Annotated in this window: 15 protein-coding genes; 13 read left to right on the plus strand and 2 right to left on the minus strand. The window is 70.6% G+C overall.

Annotated elements, in window-relative coordinates; genetic code table 11:
• Nucleotides 1-77 precede the first annotated feature (77 nt).
• The 3 genes from IPK27_23255 to IPK27_23265 all read left to right on the plus strand — a co-directional run bounded on the left by IPK27_23255 (nucleotide 78) and on the right by IPK27_23265 (nucleotide 6,005).
• Nucleotides 78-1,292: an exonuclease SbcCD subunit D C-terminal domain-containing protein gene (locus tag IPK27_23255; GenBank protein ID MBK8070422.1), complete on the plus strand. Its 1,215-nt coding sequence runs from the start codon at nucleotides 78-80 to the stop codon at nucleotides 1,290-1,292.
• Complete coding sequence (locus IPK27_23260; GenBank protein ID MBK8070423.1) at nucleotides 1,289-4,987, plus strand: AAA family ATPase; 3,699 nt, start codon at nucleotides 1,289-1,291, stop codon at nucleotides 4,985-4,987. The genes IPK27_23255 and IPK27_23260 overlap by 4 nt, the downstream gene beginning before the upstream one ends.
• 289 nt (nucleotides 4,988-5,276) lie before the next feature.
• On the plus strand, nucleotides 5,277-6,005 hold the full coding sequence (locus IPK27_23265) for a hypothetical protein (GenBank protein MBK8070424.1): 729 nt from the start codon (nucleotides 5,277-5,279) through the stop codon (nucleotides 6,003-6,005).
• Between the two features lies 1 nt (nucleotide 6,006).
• On the opposite strand, the gene IPK27_23270 is transcribed toward IPK27_23265, so the two are convergent.
• A complete protein-coding gene (locus IPK27_23270; GenBank protein ID MBK8070425.1) occupies nucleotides 6,007-6,804 on the minus strand; it encodes an MOSC domain-containing protein in 798 nt (265 codons plus the stop codon).
• A complete protein-coding gene (locus IPK27_23275) occupies nucleotides 6,801-10,793 on the minus strand; it encodes a S8 family serine peptidase (GenBank protein ID MBK8070426.1) in 3,993 nt (1,330 codons plus the stop codon). The genes IPK27_23270 and IPK27_23275 overlap by 4 nt, the downstream gene beginning before the upstream one ends.
• Before the next feature lie 64 nt (nucleotides 10,794-10,857).
• Between IPK27_23275 and IPK27_23280 the strand changes: the two genes are divergently transcribed.
• From IPK27_23280 to ccmI, 10 genes are all read left to right on the plus strand, one after another.
• Nucleotides 10,858-11,349, plus strand: a complete 492-nt coding sequence (locus IPK27_23280; protein ID MBK8070427.1) for a DUF3293 domain-containing protein — start codon at nucleotides 10,858-10,860, stop codon at nucleotides 11,347-11,349.
• 10 nt (nucleotides 11,350-11,359) lie between these two features.
• Complete coding sequence (gene ccmA / locus IPK27_23285) at nucleotides 11,360-12,013, plus strand: heme ABC exporter ATP-binding protein CcmA (GenBank protein MBK8070428.1); 654 nt, start codon at nucleotides 11,360-11,362, stop codon at nucleotides 12,011-12,013.
• 196 nt (nucleotides 12,014-12,209) lie between these two features.
• Complete coding sequence (gene ccmB / locus IPK27_23290; protein MBK8070429.1) at nucleotides 12,210-12,893, plus strand: heme exporter protein CcmB; 684 nt, start codon at nucleotides 12,210-12,212, stop codon at nucleotides 12,891-12,893.
• Nucleotides 12,890-13,639, plus strand: a complete 750-nt coding sequence (ccsA, locus tag IPK27_23295; protein ID MBK8070430.1) for a cytochrome c biogenesis protein CcsA — start codon at nucleotides 12,890-12,892, stop codon at nucleotides 13,637-13,639. The genes ccmB and ccsA overlap by 4 nt, the downstream gene beginning before the upstream one ends.
• Nucleotides 13,639-13,806, plus strand: a complete 168-nt coding sequence (ccmD, locus tag IPK27_23300) for a heme exporter protein CcmD (protein ID MBK8070431.1) — start codon at nucleotides 13,639-13,641, stop codon at nucleotides 13,804-13,806. The genes ccsA and ccmD overlap by 1 nt, the downstream gene beginning before the upstream one ends.
• 4 nt (nucleotides 13,807-13,810) lie before the next feature.
• Nucleotides 13,811-14,269 (plus strand): cytochrome c maturation protein CcmE, encoded by a 459-nt coding sequence (gene ccmE / locus IPK27_23305; GenBank protein MBK8070432.1) that lies wholly within the window; start codon nucleotides 13,811-13,813, stop codon nucleotides 14,267-14,269.
• Nucleotides 14,266-16,254 carry a heme lyase CcmF/NrfE family subunit gene (locus IPK27_23310; protein MBK8070433.1) on the plus strand — a complete coding sequence of 663 codons (1,989 nt, stop codon included), beginning with the start codon at nucleotides 14,266-14,268 and terminating at the stop codon, nucleotides 16,252-16,254. The genes ccmE and IPK27_23310 overlap by 4 nt, the downstream gene beginning before the upstream one ends.
• Nucleotides 16,251-16,778, plus strand: a complete 528-nt coding sequence (locus IPK27_23315) for a DsbE family thiol:disulfide interchange protein (protein ID MBK8070434.1) — start codon at nucleotides 16,251-16,253, stop codon at nucleotides 16,776-16,778. Before IPK27_23310 ends, IPK27_23315 begins: the two co-directional genes overlap by 4 nt.
• On the plus strand, nucleotides 16,775-17,215 hold the full coding sequence (locus IPK27_23320) for a cytochrome c-type biogenesis protein CcmH (GenBank protein ID MBK8070435.1): 441 nt from the start codon (nucleotides 16,775-16,777) through the stop codon (nucleotides 17,213-17,215). Before IPK27_23315 ends, IPK27_23320 begins: the two co-directional genes overlap by 4 nt.
• The gene (gene ccmI / locus IPK27_23325) at nucleotides 17,212-18,495 is read left to right on the plus strand and encodes a c-type cytochrome biogenesis protein CcmI (GenBank protein MBK8070436.1); all 1,284 of its coding nucleotides are present in this window, start codon (nucleotides 17,212-17,214) and stop codon (nucleotides 18,493-18,495) included. Before IPK27_23320 ends, ccmI begins: the two co-directional genes overlap by 4 nt.
• Nucleotides 18,496-18,566: the final 71 nt, after the last annotated feature.

Genomic DNA, 18,566 nt, shown 5'->3' on the forward strand with positions numbered 1-18,566 from the left:
GCACGCCTGCGCCGGACTGGAAAGGCCCGCGACCGCCACGACCGCACGCGCGCCGCGCCGCAGGCTATCGTCCGGCCATGCGCCTGATCCACACCTCCGACTGGCACCTCGGCCAGACCCTGCACGAGCAGGACCGCAGCTACGAGCACGCGGCCTTCCTCGACTGGCTGCTGGCCACGCTGGAGCGCGAGCAGCCCGAATTGCTGGTGATCGCCGGCGATGTGTTCGACAGCGTCAATCCGCCGATCTCGGCGCAGCGGCAACTGTACCGATTCGTGGTCGAGGCGACCCGCCGGCTGCCGCGGATGACCCTTGCGATGATCGCCGGCAACCATGATTCGGGCGCGCGGATCGAGATGCCGGCGCCGCTGCTGGCCGGCTTCAACGCGCACGCGATCGGCCGCGTGCCCTGGCGTGTCGATGGCTCGCTGGACGCCGGGCGCCTGCTGTTGCCGGTGCCGGGCGCGGACGGGGCGATCGCCGGCTGGGTGCTGGCGCTGCCCTTCCTGCGCCCGGCGGAACTCGGCGCCGCGGGCGGCGACTATCCGGCCGCGATCGCGCGGGTGCACGCCGAGTTGATCGACCACGCGCGTTCGCTGCGCCAGCCGGGCCAGGCGCTGGTCGCGGTCAGCCATGCGCACCTGGCCGGCGGCGCCACCTCGGACAGCGAGCGCAACCTGGTGGCTGGCGGCGCCGAGGCGCTTTCGCCGGCGCTGTTCACCGCTGACATCGACTATGTGGCGCTGGGCCATCTGCACCTGGCGCAGGCGGTTGCCGGGCCGACCACCATCCGCTATTGCGGCTCGCCGTTGCCGCTGTCTTTCGCCGAGGCGGGCTATCCGCACCAGGTGCTCCGGGTGGACATCGAGCCGGGCGCGCCGGCCCGAGTGGAGAGCCTGCCGGTGCCGCGCGCGCTGCCGCTGCTGCGGGTGCCGCAGGCGGGCCCGGCGCCGCTGCCCGAGGTGCTGGCCGAGCTTGCCGCGCTGGGGCTGCCGGAGCTGCCGCTGGAGCAGCGCCCGTGGCTGCAGGTGCGGGTGCTGCTCGACGCACCGATGGTCGACCTGCGCCAGCGCATCGAGGCCGCTGTCGCCGGACAGCCGCTGCGCCTGGTGCACATCAAGCCCGAGTACGCGCAGCGCGAGGGCAGCGACGAGGCGCCGCCCTCGTTCGCGCCGGCCTCGCCAGCCGAGCTGTTCGCGCGCGCCTGGGAGCGCCGCTATGGCTGCGCGCCGGACGCGCGTGCGCTGGCCGACTTCGCCCTGATCGAGTCCGAGGCGGAGGCCGGCGAGTGAGGATCCTGGCGATCCGCCTGTGCAACCTGGCGTCTCTCGGCGGCGAGCATGTGCTGGATTTCGAGGCACCGCCGCTGGCGCACGCCGGCCTGTACGCGATCACCGGACCCACCGGCGCCGGCAAGAGCGTGCTGCTGGATGCGCTGTGCCTGGCGCTCTACAACGATACCCCGCGGCTGCGCGCAGCCCCGGCGCGCGACTCGCAGACGCCGGACATCGAGCACGAGACCGTGCCCACGGCAGATCCGCGCACCCTGCTCCGGCGCGGCTGCGGCGAAGGCTGGGCAGAGGTCGACTTCCGCGGCCAGGATGGCCGCCGCTACCGTTCGCGCTGGAGCGTGCGCCGGGCCCGCGGGCGCGCGGGCGGACGCCTGCAGGCGGTCGAGATGGCACTCACCTGCCTCGACGACAGCCACGTGCTGGCAAGCCAGTTGAAGGAACATCGGGCCCAGCTCGAGCGCGTGCTCGGCCTCAGTTTCGACCAGTTCACGCGCGCCGTGCTGCTGGCGCAGGCCGAGTTCGGCGCTTTCCTGCGCGCCTCGGACAAGGAGCGCGCCGAGCTCCTGGAAAAACTCACCGACAGTGCCCGCTATGCGCGCATCGGCGCACGCGCCTGGCAAAGGAGGAGCGAAGCCAAGGCCGCCTACGATGCGCTGCAGGCGCGCGCCGACGGACTCGCGCCGCTCGACGCCGCGGCACGCGCGGGGCTCGAAGCGCGGGTCGAGGCAGCGCAACAGGCCCTCGTCACGCATGAGCGGCAACTGCGCGTGATCGATGACGGACTGCGCGCGCGCGACGAGGAAGCCGCCCTGCTCGCCGCGCTGGCGCAACAGCGCGCGCAGCACGCCGCCTGCCAGGCGCAGGTCGACGCCGCCGCGCCGGAGCGCGAGCGCCTGGCCCAGCTTGCCGCCTTTGCACCTGTGCGCGAACGCTGGCTGAGGCGCGCGGAACTGCGCGCCGAACTGGCGCAGGACACACGGGCAGCCCAAGCCGACGACGCGGCGCTGGCGGCCGCTGCGGCGGCACTCGACAGCGCCCGCAGCGCCGAGGCCGACGCGCATGCGGTGCTGCAGTCCGCGCAGGCGGCGCGCAGCGAGGCCGAGCCCGCGCTGCAGGCAGCGCAGGCTGCTGAGCGACGAGTGGAGGATTGGCGCCAGCGGCGCGAGGCCGCCGAGGCGCGACTGGCCGAGGTGCGCGCCGCGCAGCAGCAAAACGCGCTGCGCCAGGAATCGCTGCAGGCCGCATTGCAGGCGCATGCGCAGGCGCTCGCCGCGCTCGATGCCGGCGTGCACGAGCGTGCCTGGCTGCAACCGCTGCGGGTGGCCTGGAGCGCGCTGCAAGCGCTGCTGGACGAGGCGCATGCGGCCCACGCGGCCAACGCCGGGCTGCGCGCCGAAGCCGCGCAGGCGCAGGCGGGACTGGCAGACGCCAGCGCCAGGCTCGCACGCGCCGCCGAGGATGCCGGGCAGGCGCAGCAGCAGCTGGAGGCCTGCGTGGCAACCTTGGCCACGCTGCCCGATCCCTACGACGCGCTGCGCGCCTCGCAGGCGGCGCTGGCCGCGCTGGATGCCGAGGAACAGCAATGGCGCGCGCGCGCCGAGGCCCTGCAGCGCTGGCGCGAGGCCGCATCCGCGCTGGCCGGCGCGCGCGCTGCGCACGCGGCGCTGGCGGCGCAGCAGCAGGCCTGCGCGGACGGCCTGCCGGCGCTGGAACAGGCCCCGCGCACCGAAGCGATCCGGCTGGACGAGCTGCGTCGCCTGCTGCAGGCACAGCAACTCGCGCGCAGCGCCAGCGTCGCCGAATTGCGCGCCGGCCTGACCGCCGGCGAGCCCTGCCCCGTGTGCGGCAGCGAGGCCCATCCCTGGACCCGCCACGACACCCTGCTGGCGGCAATCGCTGCGCACGACGAGGCCGAGCTGTCTGCGGTCCAGGCGCGCGCCGATGCGGCTGACGCGCAGTGGCGCGTGGCGCGCGAGCGCCAGGCGCTGCTGCAAGGCGAACTCGCCGCCGCGGTCCGCGCCACTGAGGAGCGTGAGCGCGCCGCCGAGCGCGCCGAGGCATCGTGGCGTGCGCTGGCCGGCGGGCACGGCGACGCGGATGCCGAGGCCAGGCTGGCACAGGTGCAGGCCGACCTGCAGGCGCGGATCGCAGCGCAGCGCCGGCACGATGCCGATCTCGGCGCTGCCGCGAACCGCCGACGCGCAGCCGAGGGCGCCGTCGCGCTGGCACGCGAGCGGGCTGAGCAGGCACGCGGAACGCTCGCCCAGGCGCAGGCGGCGCGCGCCGACGCTCAGGCACGCGCCGAGCGCAGCGAGCACGCCCTCGCCCACGCCGCTACCCAGGCGCAGTCGCTGCGCACCCGGCTGGCCGCGCTGCTGCCGGCCGCGCAGCTGGATGTCGCGCTGGCGCACCCCGCGCGCACCGGCGCCACCCTGCGCGCCGAACTGGACGCGCTCGCGCAGATCGAGGCACAGCGCACGGAGCGGGCGCGGCGCGAAACAACGAACCTGCAGCAGGCGCGCGAGCTGGACGTCGAGGAGGAGCGCCTCGACCAGGCAGAGGTCGCTGCCTGCGGCGCCGCGGAAACCTGTGCGGGCGAGTGGCAGCGCGAGCGCGATGCCCTGCGCACGCTGCTCGCCGGCCAACCAGACAGCGAGGCCTGGCGCCGTGTACTGGAAACCGCGCTGACGCAGGCGCGCGTCGCGCTCGATGCCGCGCGGACATCGGCTGCGGCCGCGCTGCAAGCGCTGGCGGACGCGCGCGAGTCCGGCCTGCGCCGGCGCGCGCGGATCGAGTCGCAGCAGCAGGAACTGGCCACCCTCGAACATGCGCTGGCCGCGTGGACGCAGGCGCACCCCGGGCTGGAGGGCGATGCCCTCGCGCAGGCGCCGGCGGACATGGTCGAGGCCCTGCGCGCGCACCTGGCGGCGCTCGACGGCGCGCTGCGCGATGCCGCGGTGCGCCTGCAGGAACGCGCCGCGCGGCTGCAGGCGCAGCAGCAAGCGCTGGCCGGGCTGCCGGCGCGCGCGGAGTTGCAGGCACAGCGCGACGAGTTCCAGGCGCTACGCGAGGCCTGCGCCGGCGAACTCGAGCGCGCCCGGGTCGAGCGCGAGGTCGACGACCAGGAGCGCGCGCGGCTCGCCGGCGTGCGCACGCAGCTCGCCGCGGCGCAGGCCGAGTACGCGCGCTGGGGTGCGATCGCCGAGCTGATCGGCTCGGCCGACGGCGCGCTGTTCCGCATGCAGGCGCAGGCCAGCCACCTGGAACAACTGGTCGCGCACGCCAACCACCACCTGCAGTTGTTCGCGCGCCGCTACCGCTTGCGCCGCGGCGGCAGCGAACTCGGCCTGCTGGTGATCGACACCGAAATGGGCGACGAGCAGCGCAGCGTGCACTCGCTGTCCGGCGGCGAGAGTTTCCTGGTCGCACTGGCGCTGGCGCTCGGCCTGGCCTCGCTGTCCAGCCGCCAGTTGCGCATCGAGTCGCTGTTCATCGACGAAGGCTTCGGCGCGCTCGACGCGCACGCGCTGGACCTCGCCCTCGATGCCCTCGACGGCCTGCAGGCGCTCGGCCGCCGCGTCGGCGTGATCAGCCACGTGCCCGAGATGCATGAGCGCATCTCCACCCAGGTTCGCGTGCGTCGGCTGGGCCAGGGGCTCAGCACCGTCGAGGTGGTGGGTCCGGGCGGCGCCTGAGCGGCACGGGACACGGGACACCGGGCACGGGGGTGAGGCACGGTCGCGCGCAGCGCGAGCCGATGCACCGCATCGACAGGGACGAACGCCCGACGGCTATGCCGGCGGGCCGGATCGGGGCACCGGGCACCCGGCAGGCAGGATCTGGCTGGGCGCGCATCGTCGGGTCCTGCGACTGTCACTTTCTGCACCGATGGCGGCGCCCTGACGCGGGCTTCATCCAGGTTGCACCGGCCATTGACTTCACGAATGTGAAGATCTCCGCCAGCCCATCCTTCGGAGTCTTCACATGGTCAATCTTGCGATCTTTCATGCCACGCTGCCCAGCTACCTGAGCGCCACCGCGCAGGAGGCGGACCAGCGCAACCTGCAGGTGGCGGTGGCGACGGCCGACCGCGCGGAACTGCTGGCCGCCGCCGGCAAGGTCAAGGTCGATGCGCTGGTCGCGGACCTCGACCTGCTCGGCGACCACCCGGAGCAGGCGATCGCCGAGTTCGAACGCCTGCTGCGCCCGGAGCTGACGGTGATCGTCTATGCCTTCGCCAAGTGGGATGTGATCGAGCGCCTGCGCGGGCCGCAGCGGCAGCTGATGCGCGCGCCGGTGAGTGCGCGGGCGCTGCGCTCGAACATGCTCGGGTTGATCGTCAAGCACCTGACGCAAAACCCGGCCAAGGCGGTGGTGACCCCGCTCGAGACCGGGCTGATGCGCCTGGAGCAGCAGGCGCCCATGCGCCGCTACAACGACCTGCAACTGGCGGCGCTGCAGGATGTGAAGAGCGCGGTGAACTGCGAGTGCCCGAACCAGGTGGCTGACCTGGTGCTGCAACTGGTCGCCTTCGAGACCTACTCGGCGCAGTGCCAGAACAAGAACGAGAAGGACGCGCAGATGCACCGCCTGCTGGCCCGCGTCACCGGCCATGCGCGCGCAGTGATGGAGTACGGCCTGAAGGAACTGTGCGCCTTCGAGGGCATCGACCCGGCGGAACTGGTCCAGCGCACGCGCCGCGCAGTCGGCTGAGTCAGAGCACGACGACCGGATCGCCCAGCCTGATCGTGCCGCGACCGCGGGCGATCAGGTTCTGGCCGAAGGTGATGCCCTTGGCGCCGCGGCGATAGTCCTTCAGCGTGCGCAGCGGCTCGCCGTCCGCCTCGCGCTCGCCGCGGTCGGGGTCGACCGTGGTGAACACGCAGCGCACGCAGGGCTTGACCACATCGAATTCGATGTCGCCGATGCGTACGCGACCCCAGCCGTCCTCCGCATGGGCAGGCACACCGTCGATCAGGAGGTTCGGTCGGAAACGCTGCCAGCCGAGGTCGCGCCCGGCGCGCGCGGACAGCTCGGCGCAGGCGGAGCGCGACAGCAGCAACAGCGGATAGCCGTCGGCGAAGGCGGTTTCATCGCCCGGCTGCGCGTAAGCGGGATCCAGCGGTCGCAGCATCGCGGCATCCGCGTGGACCAGTCGCAGCGGCTGGCCGAAGGCGGCGCTGAACCAGGCGGCAGCCGCGTCGCCGCCATCTGCGGCGCTCATCCGGCTGCCCCAGACTTCCACCTCGCGACGCGTCGCCTCGCCAGCAACCTCAACCTCCAGGCGCCCGAAGCCATCCAGCGCAAAGCGCGCCCGCGGGCCGTCCGCCTCGACCTGCACTCGCACCAGCGCGGGCCATTCGCGGCCGCTGACGAAGCGGCCATCGCGATCGACCAGCATCCAGCTGCGGTCCCCGGCGAGTCCGCGACCAGCCACTGAGGCGACCGACAGCGACTGCCCGGCGCCGGATTTCAGCGGATAGACGACGATCTCGCCGAGGGTGGCGCTCATGGCGTGCAGGCGCGCGGCGTGGTCAGCATCTGCACCGGCACGTCGGCGGCAGTCCAGGCGCCGGCCAGCGGCGCCGCCAGGTTGACCGCCAGCGACCAGCGGCTGGCCGGCCCGCTGCCACCGGGGGCGGTGGGATCGAGGGTACGCGCATAGTCGCCGGCCGCCACGCGCGTGGTCGCCACCGCGGCGCAGGACGGACAGAAACCGCGGTATTGGTACATCGTCATCGGCGCTCCGAAGGTGCTGCCCTGGCCGAGCACCCAGCGCGGCTGGCCATCCGCAGCATAGAGGTAGAACACCGCCAGTTCGACCCCGGGCAGCGCCAGCAGGTTGGCGCCGTAGCCCGAGCGCGCCGGCTCGTACCACAGGCCGCCGATGTCCACCGGCGTGCCGCCGCTGCGGGCCACGCAGGCGCTGTTGGCGAGCAGGGTCATCGGCTCGCTGCCGCTGCGCCCGTCGAGCTCCCAGGAATAGACCAGCCGACCGTCCTGGCGGGTCAGCGTGGCGCGCCCGACGCGGGTGCCATGCGCCGACCCGTTGACCCAGGCGTAGCGGTACAGGTCGGTGCTGACCGCCGCGCTTCCGCCAGCCAGTGCGTCCGGGAAGCCGAGGTACCACACCGGCTGGCCGGCGTCGTCGTAGGTGTACCAGACCAGTTGTGCGGCGCCGCCGGCGCGAGTGAAGAACACCCCGTGGCCATCGCGCGCGCCGTTGTAGTAGACCCCGTATTCGAAGCTCGTGGGCGCGCTTGCGACCACCTCGGCGCGCAGGTCCACGGCGATCGGCACGCTGCTCTGGTTGCGTGGCACGACATACCAGCGGCCCGGTGTGAGCTGCGGCGCACTCAGGGTCAGGGTCTCGTTGGCCGTCGGGCCGGCCGCACTGACCGCAGCGGCCGACGGGGGCGGCGCCGACGGCAAGGCGTCGCCGATGGCGTTGCCTGCGGCAGGCGCGAGATAGACATCGGCATTGCCCTCCAGCCCGGTCATGCTGATCTGCAACTGGGTGGCACCGGCCGGCACATCGACGACGATGCGCTCGCGCGCGGCACCCGCCGGCAACAAGAAGCGGCGCACCACGCCAGGCGAAAGGTACTCGCCCGTCTCCGCTGCGACGGCGGTGCGGTCGAGGACCAGCGGGACTTCGCCGAAACTGCTGGCGTCAGCGCCGCGGCGCAGGATGACACTGGCGTAGCCGCGCTCACCCACCTGGATGCCACCGAGGTCGTAGCCAACCCGCAGCGATGCCGCCTGGTCCAGGCCGGGAACCGGGGGCAGGGTTGCGTGCCCACTCAGGTTGACGCCTTCGCTGGGCGGGATGGCCGCATAGTGCACGTTTCCGCTGTCGTTCGGATTCGCCGAGGCGAATGCGAGGATGCGCACGAAGTAGTTGCCGGCAGGCAATTCGGTCAGGCGGCACTCCTCGACCGAAACCGGGCCGATCGATTCGCACAACGCCTCGCTGTCCTCCGCCACCTGGTTGCCATTGCTGTCGCGTCCGACATACAAGTCCCAGTCGGTGGCGGTGGAACCGGCAATCTCCGCGCGCAACTCGCTACCGGCGGCGACCGGCACCCAGTACACGGATGCGGCACCGGGAGCCAGCGTGGGAACCTGGCGCGTCGCGATCACCGGTCCGCGCACGGTGGCGGTCACTTCGCTGCTGGGGCTGGCTCCGGTCACCGGCACGTCGACATGGCCGCGCTCGCGATCGATCGCGGTGGCCAGCTTCGCCGGGTAGGTCAGCAGCGGTTTGCGCACGGCCACCGTGAGCCGGCTGACCGGGATCGTCGGATCGCTGGCGGTCAGTACCACGCCCGCGTTGAGGAAGCGCTCGGCCCAGGTTCCGTCGCTGTTGTCGACGCGAATCGTCAGCTCCTGCTCTGCTCCCGCCGCCAGGCTGAAGCTGGCCGGCTGCACCGTGATCGCTGCATTGGCGGGCACATCCACTGTCGCAGTCCAGTTGCCACTGCGCCAGGCGCGCACGCGGCGAGTGAAGCTGCAGGCGTCGATGCAGCTTTCGTCGTAGAGGGCGGCTGTATTGAGACGCGTCGGGTCGCCACCCAGGCGCGGGTTCTCGCGCTCGTAGTCGCCCATCGTCAACGGCAACACCAGGCCGGCGGTCAACGCGCGATCGATCCTGGCCATGCCGGCACCCATCTCGACCGGCGTTGCGGGGCGTGCGCCGCCGTCGGCGCGCACACCCGGGTCCGCGGTGAGCTCCAGCGCCGACATCAGCACCAGCGGGCCTTCGGCAGGGTAGCGCTGGCGCAGCAGTGCGAACATGCCGGCGACGTGCGGCGCCGCCATCGAGGTGCCCGACAGGGGCACTTCGACCGCGCTGGTGATCGCCGCCGAGTAGATCGAGCTGCCTGGCGCGGACAGGGTTGGCCGCAACATCCCGATCCGGCGCAAATCCGGGCCGGTGGAACTGCTGTCGGACAGGATCGGGCCATAGGTACCGGACTGGCGCACTTCAGTCGCGAGCAAGCGTCCGCGCGCACTCCCCTGGCTGGCGCGCACCCAGGCGATCAGTTGCTCGCCGTCGGTTTGTCCCAGGTGAACCGTGGGCAGCACGTAGGAATCCGTGACCAGGCGCTCGGCGAACTCGGCGTCATTGACCAGGATGACGCCACCGCCGCCGGCGCGTTGCACGTTGGCAATTTTTGCCGCGCGCGCGTAGAAACCCCGCACGCAGACTACGATCTCGCCGTTGAACACCCGGCCGCTCCAGGGATTGCTGACGCCAGTTGCGGAGTTGTCGGGATCGGAGCCCTGGGCACATCCGGCGGAGCCGAACTGCTCACCCAGCACGATGCTGGTCGGGCCGAAGCTGCCGGACAGCCCAGCCCCCGCCAGAGTAGCCGCTGGCGGCGCCGCGCTTCCGCTGAACTCGCCCACCGCCGGGCCTGCACGCCGGTCGGCCGTGGTGTTGCCGACGGCCGCCACCCAGGGCAACGAGGCATAGGTCGTGAAGCCAGCTTGCGCGCCATTGTTGCCGGCCGAGGCAGCGAAGGCGATGCCCGCGCGCACCGCGTTGGTGACGGCCCGGGCGGTGGGCGACTCCGGCTGGTCGCCCAGCGCGCTCCATGGATCGGGCGAACCGCCACCCAGCGACCACGAGAGCACATGCACGCCGTCGGCAATGGCCTGGTCGACTGCCATTACCAACGCGCTCTGGGCAAAGTTCTCGACCCCGGCGCGGTAGACGATCAGGTTGGCACGCGGAGCCACCCCCGCCAGCCGGGTCGCGAGAGAAGACGCGCCGACCGGCAGATTGAATGGACGCAGATTGCCGGTGGCAATGCCGGCAGTGTGAGTTCCGTGACCGTTCGAATCGATGCCGAAATTCGGCGACGAGGAGAAGTCGTAAACCCCGATGCGCTTGCTGTTGCAGTAGCCGGCATTGGCAGCTTGCGCGCAGACACCGTAGAAGCGTCCGCGTGGATTGACATGGGTGTAGCCGTCAGCGTCGATCGCTGCGAAGGCAGCGTGATCATGCCGGATGCCGGTGTCGACGACCCCGATGATGACGCCTTCGCCGCGCGCACCGGTGGCCGTCGGCGGCAACTCCCAGGCAGCAGTGGCACCCACCGTCGCCGTGCTGCCATAGGTATCGGGGTACTCGATCCGGTCACGCATGACCGCACGAACGCCGTCCACGCGCGCCAGGTCAGCCGCAGCAGCGGGGTCCAGATCGATGGCGAATCCATTGAATCCGTAGCGATACTCGAACACCGGCCGGTGGGCAAGCTTGGACCGCTTGGTGAAGCGCGCAAGCACCGCGGAACGCTCGCGGTCGAGCATTTCCACGTATCTGCGCGTGCCTGGATCGTCGCTGTCGAACATCGCCGAGGGATGTGCCTGCTTCGCCTGTTCGTGCGCGAAGGCTGCGGCGGCGGCTGGCTGGTCCAACTCGACGATGTAGCGCGATGTTTCCGCGGCTTGGGCGGCAAATGCCACGGACAGGATCAATGCGGACACAGACACGAAGCGGCCTCCGATGAGGGACAATCAAGCAAGGCGTGGCGCAGGACCCGGGATGCCAAGAGCGATGTCAGGGATCACACCGGGACAGTTGCTTGCATTTTGCCATTCGATCTACGAAGTGAAACGCGGGCTCGGCTGGGAGGTACTCGACGCAGCACCGCCCGCAGAATCAGGCGTACCCGAGGATTCAACCCAGCGCTGGGCGTTGATCAGCGCCTGCAATCCGCTGTCAGCCCTGCTGCATGCGGATGTTAACCGCGCCCGGCATGATCGGCTGCACACAGTCATCAGCGCCGCCGGCGCGACATGTTTCCCGGGCCGCGGCCGCGCGCCGGATTCCAGCTGGAGCGAGGACAGCTGGCTGGTGCACGCGCCGTTGCCGCTGGTCGATGCCTGGGCAACCGCCTTCGACCAGCATGCGGTGTACCTGCCGCCGCAACAGGGCCAGGCGGCGGGCCTGCGCATCTACTCCCCCCCGGCGGACGGGCAACGCCCGCCATTCATGGGCAATCTCCGGCTCGAATGGGTAGGATGCGACCCGCCTTTCGCCACCTGACCCACCCCGCTTGTCGACCCCCGCATCCACCGATGCCGAAACACCGCTGCTCCGGGCGCGCGCGTTGACCTGCCTGCGCGAGGAGGAGCCGCTGTTCCGGCCGATCGACATCGAGTTGCCGCGCGGGCACTTGCTGGTGCTCGAGGGCCGCAACGGGGCCGGCAAGACCACCCTGCTGCGCGCCCTGCTCGGGCTGCACCCGCTGGAAGCCCAGTCGCTGCACTTCCTTGGCGAGGATGTGTTGCAGCAGCGCCACGCGTTGAACGCGGGCGCGCTCTGGCTGGGCCATTTGCTGGCGCTGAAGGGCGACCTGACCGTGCGCGAGAACCTCGAGTTCGCGCTGGCGATCGGTTCGGACGCGGCGCCCGGCGACATCGACGCCCTCTGCGCCGAGTTGGGCATCGCCGGCTACGAGGACACCCCGGCGCGCGCGCTGTCCGCCGGCCAGCGCAAGCGCGCCGCGCTCGCCCGCCTGGCCGCGAGCGGGCGCCCCCTGTGGCTGCTCGACGAGCCTTTCGCCAACCTCGACGCGCCCGGCATGGCGGTGGTCGAGCGCCTGCTCGCGCGCCACCTGGCCGGCGGCGGCGGCGCGGTGCTGACCAGCCACGGCGTGCTGCCGATCACCCTGCCCGCCGTCACCGTGCGGCTGGAGCACGCGCGATGACTCGGGAACGCTGGTCAACAACCTTGGTCCGCAAAGGACGCAAAGGAAAGCGAGGGTTGCGGGGATCGATCGCGACGCTGCTACGGGGTGATGGCGGGCAGCCAGCTTCACTCGAATCATTCCGCTCTTCTTCGCGTCCTTTGCGTCCTTTGCGGACAATGAAGCGCTCTTCCAGCACTGCCCAGGGAGCAGCCGAATGACCGCCCTGCGCCCCTACCAGGCCCTGCTCGCGCGCGACCTCAAACTGGCCTTCCGGCGCCGGGCGGACCTGCTGCTGCCGCTGGGGTTTGCGGTGCTGGTGGTGCTGCTGTTCGGCATCGCGCTCGGCGGCACGCCCGAGCGGCTGGCGCCGGTGTCGGCACCGGTGATCTGGGTCACCGTCCTGCTGGCCGGATTCCTGAGTCTCGATGGCCTGTTCCGCCCCGACGTCGACGACGGCACCCTGGACCATTGGCTGGCAGGACCCACGTCCATCGTCGGGTTGATGTACGCCAAGGCGCTGGCGCACTGGTTGCTGTACGGTGTCGGCCTGACGCTGTCGACTCCGCTGCTGGCAATGCTGTTGAACCTTCCCGTGGACCTGCTGCCGGTGATGCTGGCGGCACTTGCGATCGGTACCCTGGGCGCGACCCAGATCGGCATCGTTGCCGCGGCGTTGACGGCGCGCCTGCGCCGCAGTGGTATTTTGCTGGCCTTGATCGTGATGCCGCTGTACCTGCCGCTGCTGATCTTCGGCAGCGGCGCGGTGGACGCGGTGCGCCTGCGCGAGTCGCCCAAGGGCGCGCTGCTGTTGCTGGCGGCGCAAACCGTGCTGCTGCTGACGCTGGCGCCGCCGGCGGCTGCGGCGGCCCTGCGCATAGGATCGGACAATCCGCCATGAACCCCGTGCTGCGCTGGTTCCATCAACTCGGATCCCCGCCGTATTTCTATGCCTTCGCGACGCGCTGGATGCCGTGGTTCGGCTGGAGCGCGCTGGTGCTCACGCTGATCGGCATGTACATCGGGCTGCACCGCGCGCCGGCCGACTACCTGCAGGGCGACAGCTTCCGCATCATCTACATCCACGTGCCCAGCGCCTGGATGAGCATGTTCATCTACGTGGCGATGGCGGTGAACGGCGCCATCGCGCTGATCTGGCGGATCAAGCTGTCGGAGATCCTGTTTCTGGCCTGCGCGCCGATCGGCGCGATGTTCACCGCGATCACACTGATCACCGGCATGCTCTGGGGCAAGCCCACCTGGGGCGCCTACTGGGTATGGGACGCGCGCCTGACCAGCGAACTGGTGCTGCTGTTCCTGTATTTCGGCGTGATTGGCCTGGCCTCGGCCTACGACGATTTGCGCCAGGGCGCGCGCGCCGCGGCGGTGCTGGCACTGGTCGGCGTGGTGAATGTCCCGATCATCCATTTCTCGGTCAAATGGTGGAACACGCTGCACCAGGGTGAGACCGTGCGCGTGTTCGGCAAGAGCAGCATCGATGGCTCGATGCTGTGGCCGTTGCTGATCATGGCGCTGGCGACCAAGCTGTATTTCGTCTTCGCCGTCTTGATGCGCGCCCGTGGCACGCTGCTGGAACAGGAGCGCGGCAAAGCCTGGGTGCGGGAACTGGTCGGAGGAGCGCGCTGATGCTGGCCTGGCTGGAAAACCAGGGGCACTGGGGATTCATCTGGCTGTCGCTGGCGGTCACACTGGTCCTGGTGCTGGCCGACCTGCTGCCGCCCTGGCTGCGCCAGCGCAAGCTCAAACAGGACATCCGCGCGCGCATCCGCCGCGAACAACACCAAAGCGAGTAAGGCCATGCATCCGCTACGTCGTCGTCGGCTGTTCCTGATCCTCGGTCTCGTGGTCGGCATCGGCGCCGCCACCGGCCTGGCGCTGGTCGCACTGCAGGAAAACGTCAACCACTTCTACAGCCCCTCCGAGGTGCTCGCCGGCAGCGCGCCGGAAGGGCGCAATTTCCGTCTCGGCGGCGTGGTGCTGGAAGGCAGCACGCGGCGCGACGGCAGCTCGCTGAAAGCGCACTTCGTGGTGACCGACCGCTTCAAGGACCTGCCGGTGGAATACGAAGGCATCCTCCCGGACCTGTTCAAGGAAGGCCAGAGCGTGATCGCCACCGGCGTGCTGCAGGCCGGCGGCGTGTTCGTCGCCAGCGAGGTGCTGGCCAAGCACGACGAGAACTACATGCCCAAGGAGGTCGCCGAGGCGATCGCCAAGGGCAAGGCGCAGAAGGACAGCCAGGGAGCGCAGACGCCATGATGCCGGAGCTGGGCCAGGTCTTTCTGATCCTCGCGCTGCTGCTCGCAGCGGTGCAGGCCTGCGTGCCGCTGATCGGCGCCCAGATCAATGATCCGGCGTTGATGCGGGTGGCGCGGCCGGCAGTCTATGGCCAGTTCGTGTTCCTCGCCGCGGCCTACACCATCCTGACGCTCGGCTTCGTCAACCAGGATTTCTCGATCGCCTACGTGGCGCAGAACAGCAACCTGCAACTGCCGCCCGAGTACCGCATCAGCGCGGTGTGGGGCGCGCACGAGGGTTCGCTGCTGCTGTGGGTGCTGATACTGTCGATCTGGTCGGTGGCGCTGGCGGCCCTGAGCCACAAGCTGCCGCAGCGTTTCATGGCGCGTGCGCTGGGCACGCTCGGCGTCATCTCGATCGGCTTCCTGTCCTTCACCGCGCTCACCAGCAATCCCTTCGAACGGCATGTGCCGCCGCTGCCGGACGGCAACGACCTGAATCCCTTGCTGCAAGACTTCGGCCTGATCGTGCATCCGCCGATGCTGTACATGGGCTACGTGGGCTTCGCGATCGCCTTCGCCTTCGCCGTCGCCGCGCTGCTGGACGGCCGCGTCGACCGCCAATGGGTGCGCTGGTCGCGCCCATGGACCAACGTCGCCTGGGCCTTCCTCACCATCGGCATCGCGCTCGGCAGCTGGTGGGCGTACTACGAACTGGGCTGGGGCGGCTGGTGGTTCTGGGATCCGGTGGAGAACGCCTCGTTCATGCCCTGGCTGGTCGGCGCCGCACTGATCCATTCGCAGGCGGTCACCGAGAAGCGCGGCACCTTCGCCGCGTGGACCCTGCTGCTGGCGATCACCGCCTTCTCGCTGTCCCTGCTCGGCACCTTCCTGGTGCGCTCGGGCGTGCTCACCAGCGTGCACGCCTTCGCCAGCGATCCGGCGCGCGGCACCTTCATCCTCGCCTTCCTGGCGGTGGTCGCCGGTGGCGCGCTGACGCTCTACGCCATCCGCGCGCCGCGCCTCGCATCAGCTCCGCCGGTGGAACTGTACTCGCGCGAGAGCCTGCTGCTGGCCAACAACATCCTGCTCACCACCGCCTGCGCGATGGTCCTGATCGGCACCCTGTACCCGCTGGTGGCGGAAGCCTTCGACCTCGGCAAGATCTCGGTCGGGCCGCCCTATTTCGGGCTGATGTTCATCGTACTGATGACACCGCTCGTGCTGCTGGTCCCACTCGGCCCGCTGACCCGCTGGAAGGGCGACTCTGCCGGCGGCGTGCTGCTGGCGCTGCGCACCGCGCTGGCGCTCGCCGCGGTGACCGGCGCGCTGGCGTGGATCTTTTTCCGCGAGATTCCGATCCTGCGCGTGCTGGCGATCACTGGCGGCGTCTTCGTGATGCTCGGCACCTTGGCTTTCGTTGTCCGGCGTATCCGCCAGGCACCGGCGGGACGCCGCTTCACCGCGGAGATGGTCGGCATGTCGCTGGCGCATTTCGGCATCGGCATGTTCGTGGTCGGCGTGATGGTCACCGAATCGCTGAATGTCGAACGCGATGTGCGCATGCAGCCAGGCGACACCGTCGAGGTCTCCGGCTACGAGATCGCCTTCGTCACGCTGCGCCATCATGAAGGCCCGAACTTCATCGCCGACGAGGGCGTGTTCGAGATCCGCAAGGATGGCCGCGTGCTCTCCGAGCAGCACCCGCAGAAGCGCCAGTACCTGCGCGGCCAGGTGATGACCGAGGCCGCCATCGACGCCGGCTTCTTCAGCGACTTCTACATCGCGATGGGCGAGCCGCTGCAGGACGGCGCAGCCTGGGCGGTGCGCCTGTACTACAAGCCGATGATCCGCTGGGTCTGGCTCGGCGCGCTGCTGATGATGCTGGGCGGCTTCATCGCCGCCACCGCGCGCCGCCCGCGCCAGGCCGTGCCTGCGCGCGAAGGCGAAGCGGCCAACCCGGATGTGCTGCCGGTGGCCGCGCGCAGCGCGTCGGAGCCGGCATGAATCCACGTGCGCTGATCCCGCTGGTCGTGTTCCTGGCGATCGGGGCGCTGCTGTGGAGCGGCATCGGCAAGGACCCGACCGTGCTGCCATCGGTCCTGATCGGCAAGCCGGCGCCGGATTTCAGCGCGCCGGAGCTGCGCAACCAGAGCATCACCCACAGCAAGGCCTCGCTCGTCGGCAAGCCCTTCCTGCTGAACGTGTTCGCCAGCTGGTGCCCGAGCTGCCGCGTGGAGCATCCGGTGCTGGCGCGCTATGCCCGCGAGGGCAAGATCCGGCTGGTCGGACTGAACTGGAAGGACCAGGCTGGCGACGCGCTCGGCTGGCTGCAACAGTTCGGCGATCCCTACGAGGAAATCGTCTACGACCCGGATGGCCGCATCGGCATCGATTTCGGCGTCACCGCGGCGCCGGAGAGCTTCGTCATCGGCGCCGATGGATCGATCCTGTACAAGCACATCGGCCCGATCAGCGTGGAAGACATGGAAACCAAGATCCTGCCGCTGCTGCAGGGGAAAGCGTCTTGAACATCCGCCCCTTTATCCTCTGCGCCCTGCTGGCGCTGGCCTGGCTGTCGCCGGCGGCGGCGATCCAGCCGCTGGAATTCACCGACCGTGCGCAGGAGCATCGCTATCAGCAACTGCTGCGCGAACTGCGCTGCCTGCAATGCCAGAACCAGAGCCTGGCCGACTCCGACTCCAACGTCGCTGGCGGATTGCGCCTGGAGATCCACAAGCAGATGCTCGCCGGCCGTAGCGACGACGAGATCAAGGCCTTCCTGGTGGAACGCTATGGCGAGTTCGTGCTGTACCGCCCGGAAGTGAAGAGCGGCACCTGGTTGTTGTGGTTCGGGCCTTTCGCGATCCTGGTCGGTGCCGGCCTGGCCCTGGTGCTCACCCTGCGCAAACGCCGCGCAAAAGCGGCTGCGGTCGCCGAGACGACCCGCGATGAGGAGGATTGGTGACGACTGGTTTCTGGATCCTGGCCGCGCTGGCTGTACTGGCCGCGCTGGCCTTCCTGCTGTGGCCGATGTTGCGCGCGCCGCGCACCGGTGCGGTGGCGGCACAGACCGCACTGCTGCGCGAGCAGCTCGAGGCGCTGAAGTCCGCGCACGCCGCCGGCCTGGTCGATGACGCGAGCTTCCAGGCGCGCCAGCAGGCCCTGAGCGCCGCGGCCCTGAAACTGATCGACACGCCCGAGAGCGCCCGCCCGGCATTGTCGGGCGCCGCGAAGGTGACCGCCGTTCTGCTGCTGCTCGCGCTGCCGATCGCAACGATGTTGCTGTACGAACGCATCGGTACGCCGAATGCGATCGGCTTCTCTGGCCCCGGCCCTGGCACCGTGACCACCGCCAGCGGCGACCCGGCCGCCACCAACGCCCCGGCGCTCACGCAGGCCGCCGAAACTCTGGCCGCCAAGCTCAAGGACAACCCGAACGATGGCGAGGGCTGGGTGCTGCTGGCCCGCACCTACCGCGCCACCGAGAACTTCGCCGAAGCCGCCAAGGCCTACGATCGCGCGCTCTCGCTGGTGCCGGAGACTGCGGACCTGCTCGCCGAGGCCGCCGAGTCCAAGGGCCTGTCGTCTGAGCCGCGCACGCTGCAGGGCGAGCCCTTGAAGCTGATCGAGCGCGCGCTGCAGCTGGAGCCGGAGAACCAGAATGCACTGTTCCTCAAGGGTCTCGCGCTGGCGCAATCGGATGATCCGGCGGGCGCCGAGGCCGCCTGGGACAAGCTGCTCGGACTGATGGATCCGGGCACCCCGGCGCACACCGCGGTGGTCGAGCAGATGAACATTGTCCGCGCGCGCCTGGGCAAGGGTCCGATGGAAGCGGCGCCTGCCGCGCCCGCAACCGCCGGGTCCGCGCCTCCGCCGACGGCGCCCGCGACCGCCAGCGACGCCGCAGGTGTCGAAGTGAGCGTGCGCCTTGCGCCGGAACTGGCCGCGCAGGTGTCGCCCGACAACGTGATGTTCGTGTTTGCCCGCGCCGAGCAGGGCCCGCCCGCGCCGCTGGCGATCCAGCGCCTGGTCGCCGGCGCCCTGCCGCTCACCATCAAACTCGACGAAACCATGGGCATGATCCAGGGCATGTCGCTGGCGCAGTTCCCGCGCGTCGTCATCGGCGCCCGTATCTCCAAGTCCGGCAACGCCGCGCCGCAGCCCGGCGACCTGGAAGGCCTGAGCGCCGCGCTCGACTGGCGCGCCGCGGGCAAGGTTGAGGTCGTGATCGACCGGGTGCGGTGACGCGCGGGAGGGTACGGCGGGAGCGTGGACGGCGGTGAAGCGGAAGAGCGGGGCGGGGGGCAGGGGACCTG

This window comes from Rhodanobacteraceae bacterium (assembly GCA_016713135.1).
Lineage (GTDB): Bacteria > Pseudomonadota > Gammaproteobacteria > Xanthomonadales > SZUA-5 > JADKFD01.

What these genes read in the sequence shown, in the direction of transcription:
- IPK27_23280 (MBK8070427.1), top strand. Translation starts at nt 10,858, where the DNA reads ATGTCAGGGATCACACCGGGACAGTTGCTTGCATTTTGCCATTCGATC.
- ccmB (MBK8070429.1), top strand. Translation starts at nt 12,210, where the DNA reads ATGACCGCCCTGCGCCCCTACCAGGCCCTGCTCGCGCGCGACCTCAAA.
- IPK27_23310 (MBK8070433.1), top strand. Translation starts at nt 14,266, where the DNA reads ATGATGCCGGAGCTGGGCCAGGTCTTTCTGATCCTCGCGCTGCTGCTC.
- IPK27_23255 (MBK8070422.1), top strand. Translation starts at nt 78, where the DNA reads ATGCGCCTGATCCACACCTCCGACTGGCACCTCGGCCAGACCCTGCAC.
- IPK27_23270 (MBK8070425.1), bottom strand. Translation starts at nt 6,804, where the DNA reads ATGAGCGCCACCCTCGGCGAGATCGTCGTCTATCCGCTGAAATCCGGC.
- ccmE (MBK8070432.1), top strand. Translation starts at nt 13,811, where the DNA reads ATGCATCCGCTACGTCGTCGTCGGCTGTTCCTGATCCTCGGTCTCGTG.
- ccsA (MBK8070430.1), top strand. Translation starts at nt 12,890, where the DNA reads ATGAACCCCGTGCTGCGCTGGTTCCATCAACTCGGATCCCCGCCGTAT.
- ccmD (MBK8070431.1), top strand. Translation starts at nt 13,639, where the DNA reads ATGCTGGCCTGGCTGGAAAACCAGGGGCACTGGGGATTCATCTGGCTG.
- IPK27_23265 (MBK8070424.1), top strand. Translation starts at nt 5,277, where the DNA reads ATGGTCAATCTTGCGATCTTTCATGCCACGCTGCCCAGCTACCTGAGC.
- IPK27_23315 (MBK8070434.1), top strand. Translation starts at nt 16,251, where the DNA reads ATGAATCCACGTGCGCTGATCCCGCTGGTCGTGTTCCTGGCGATCGGG.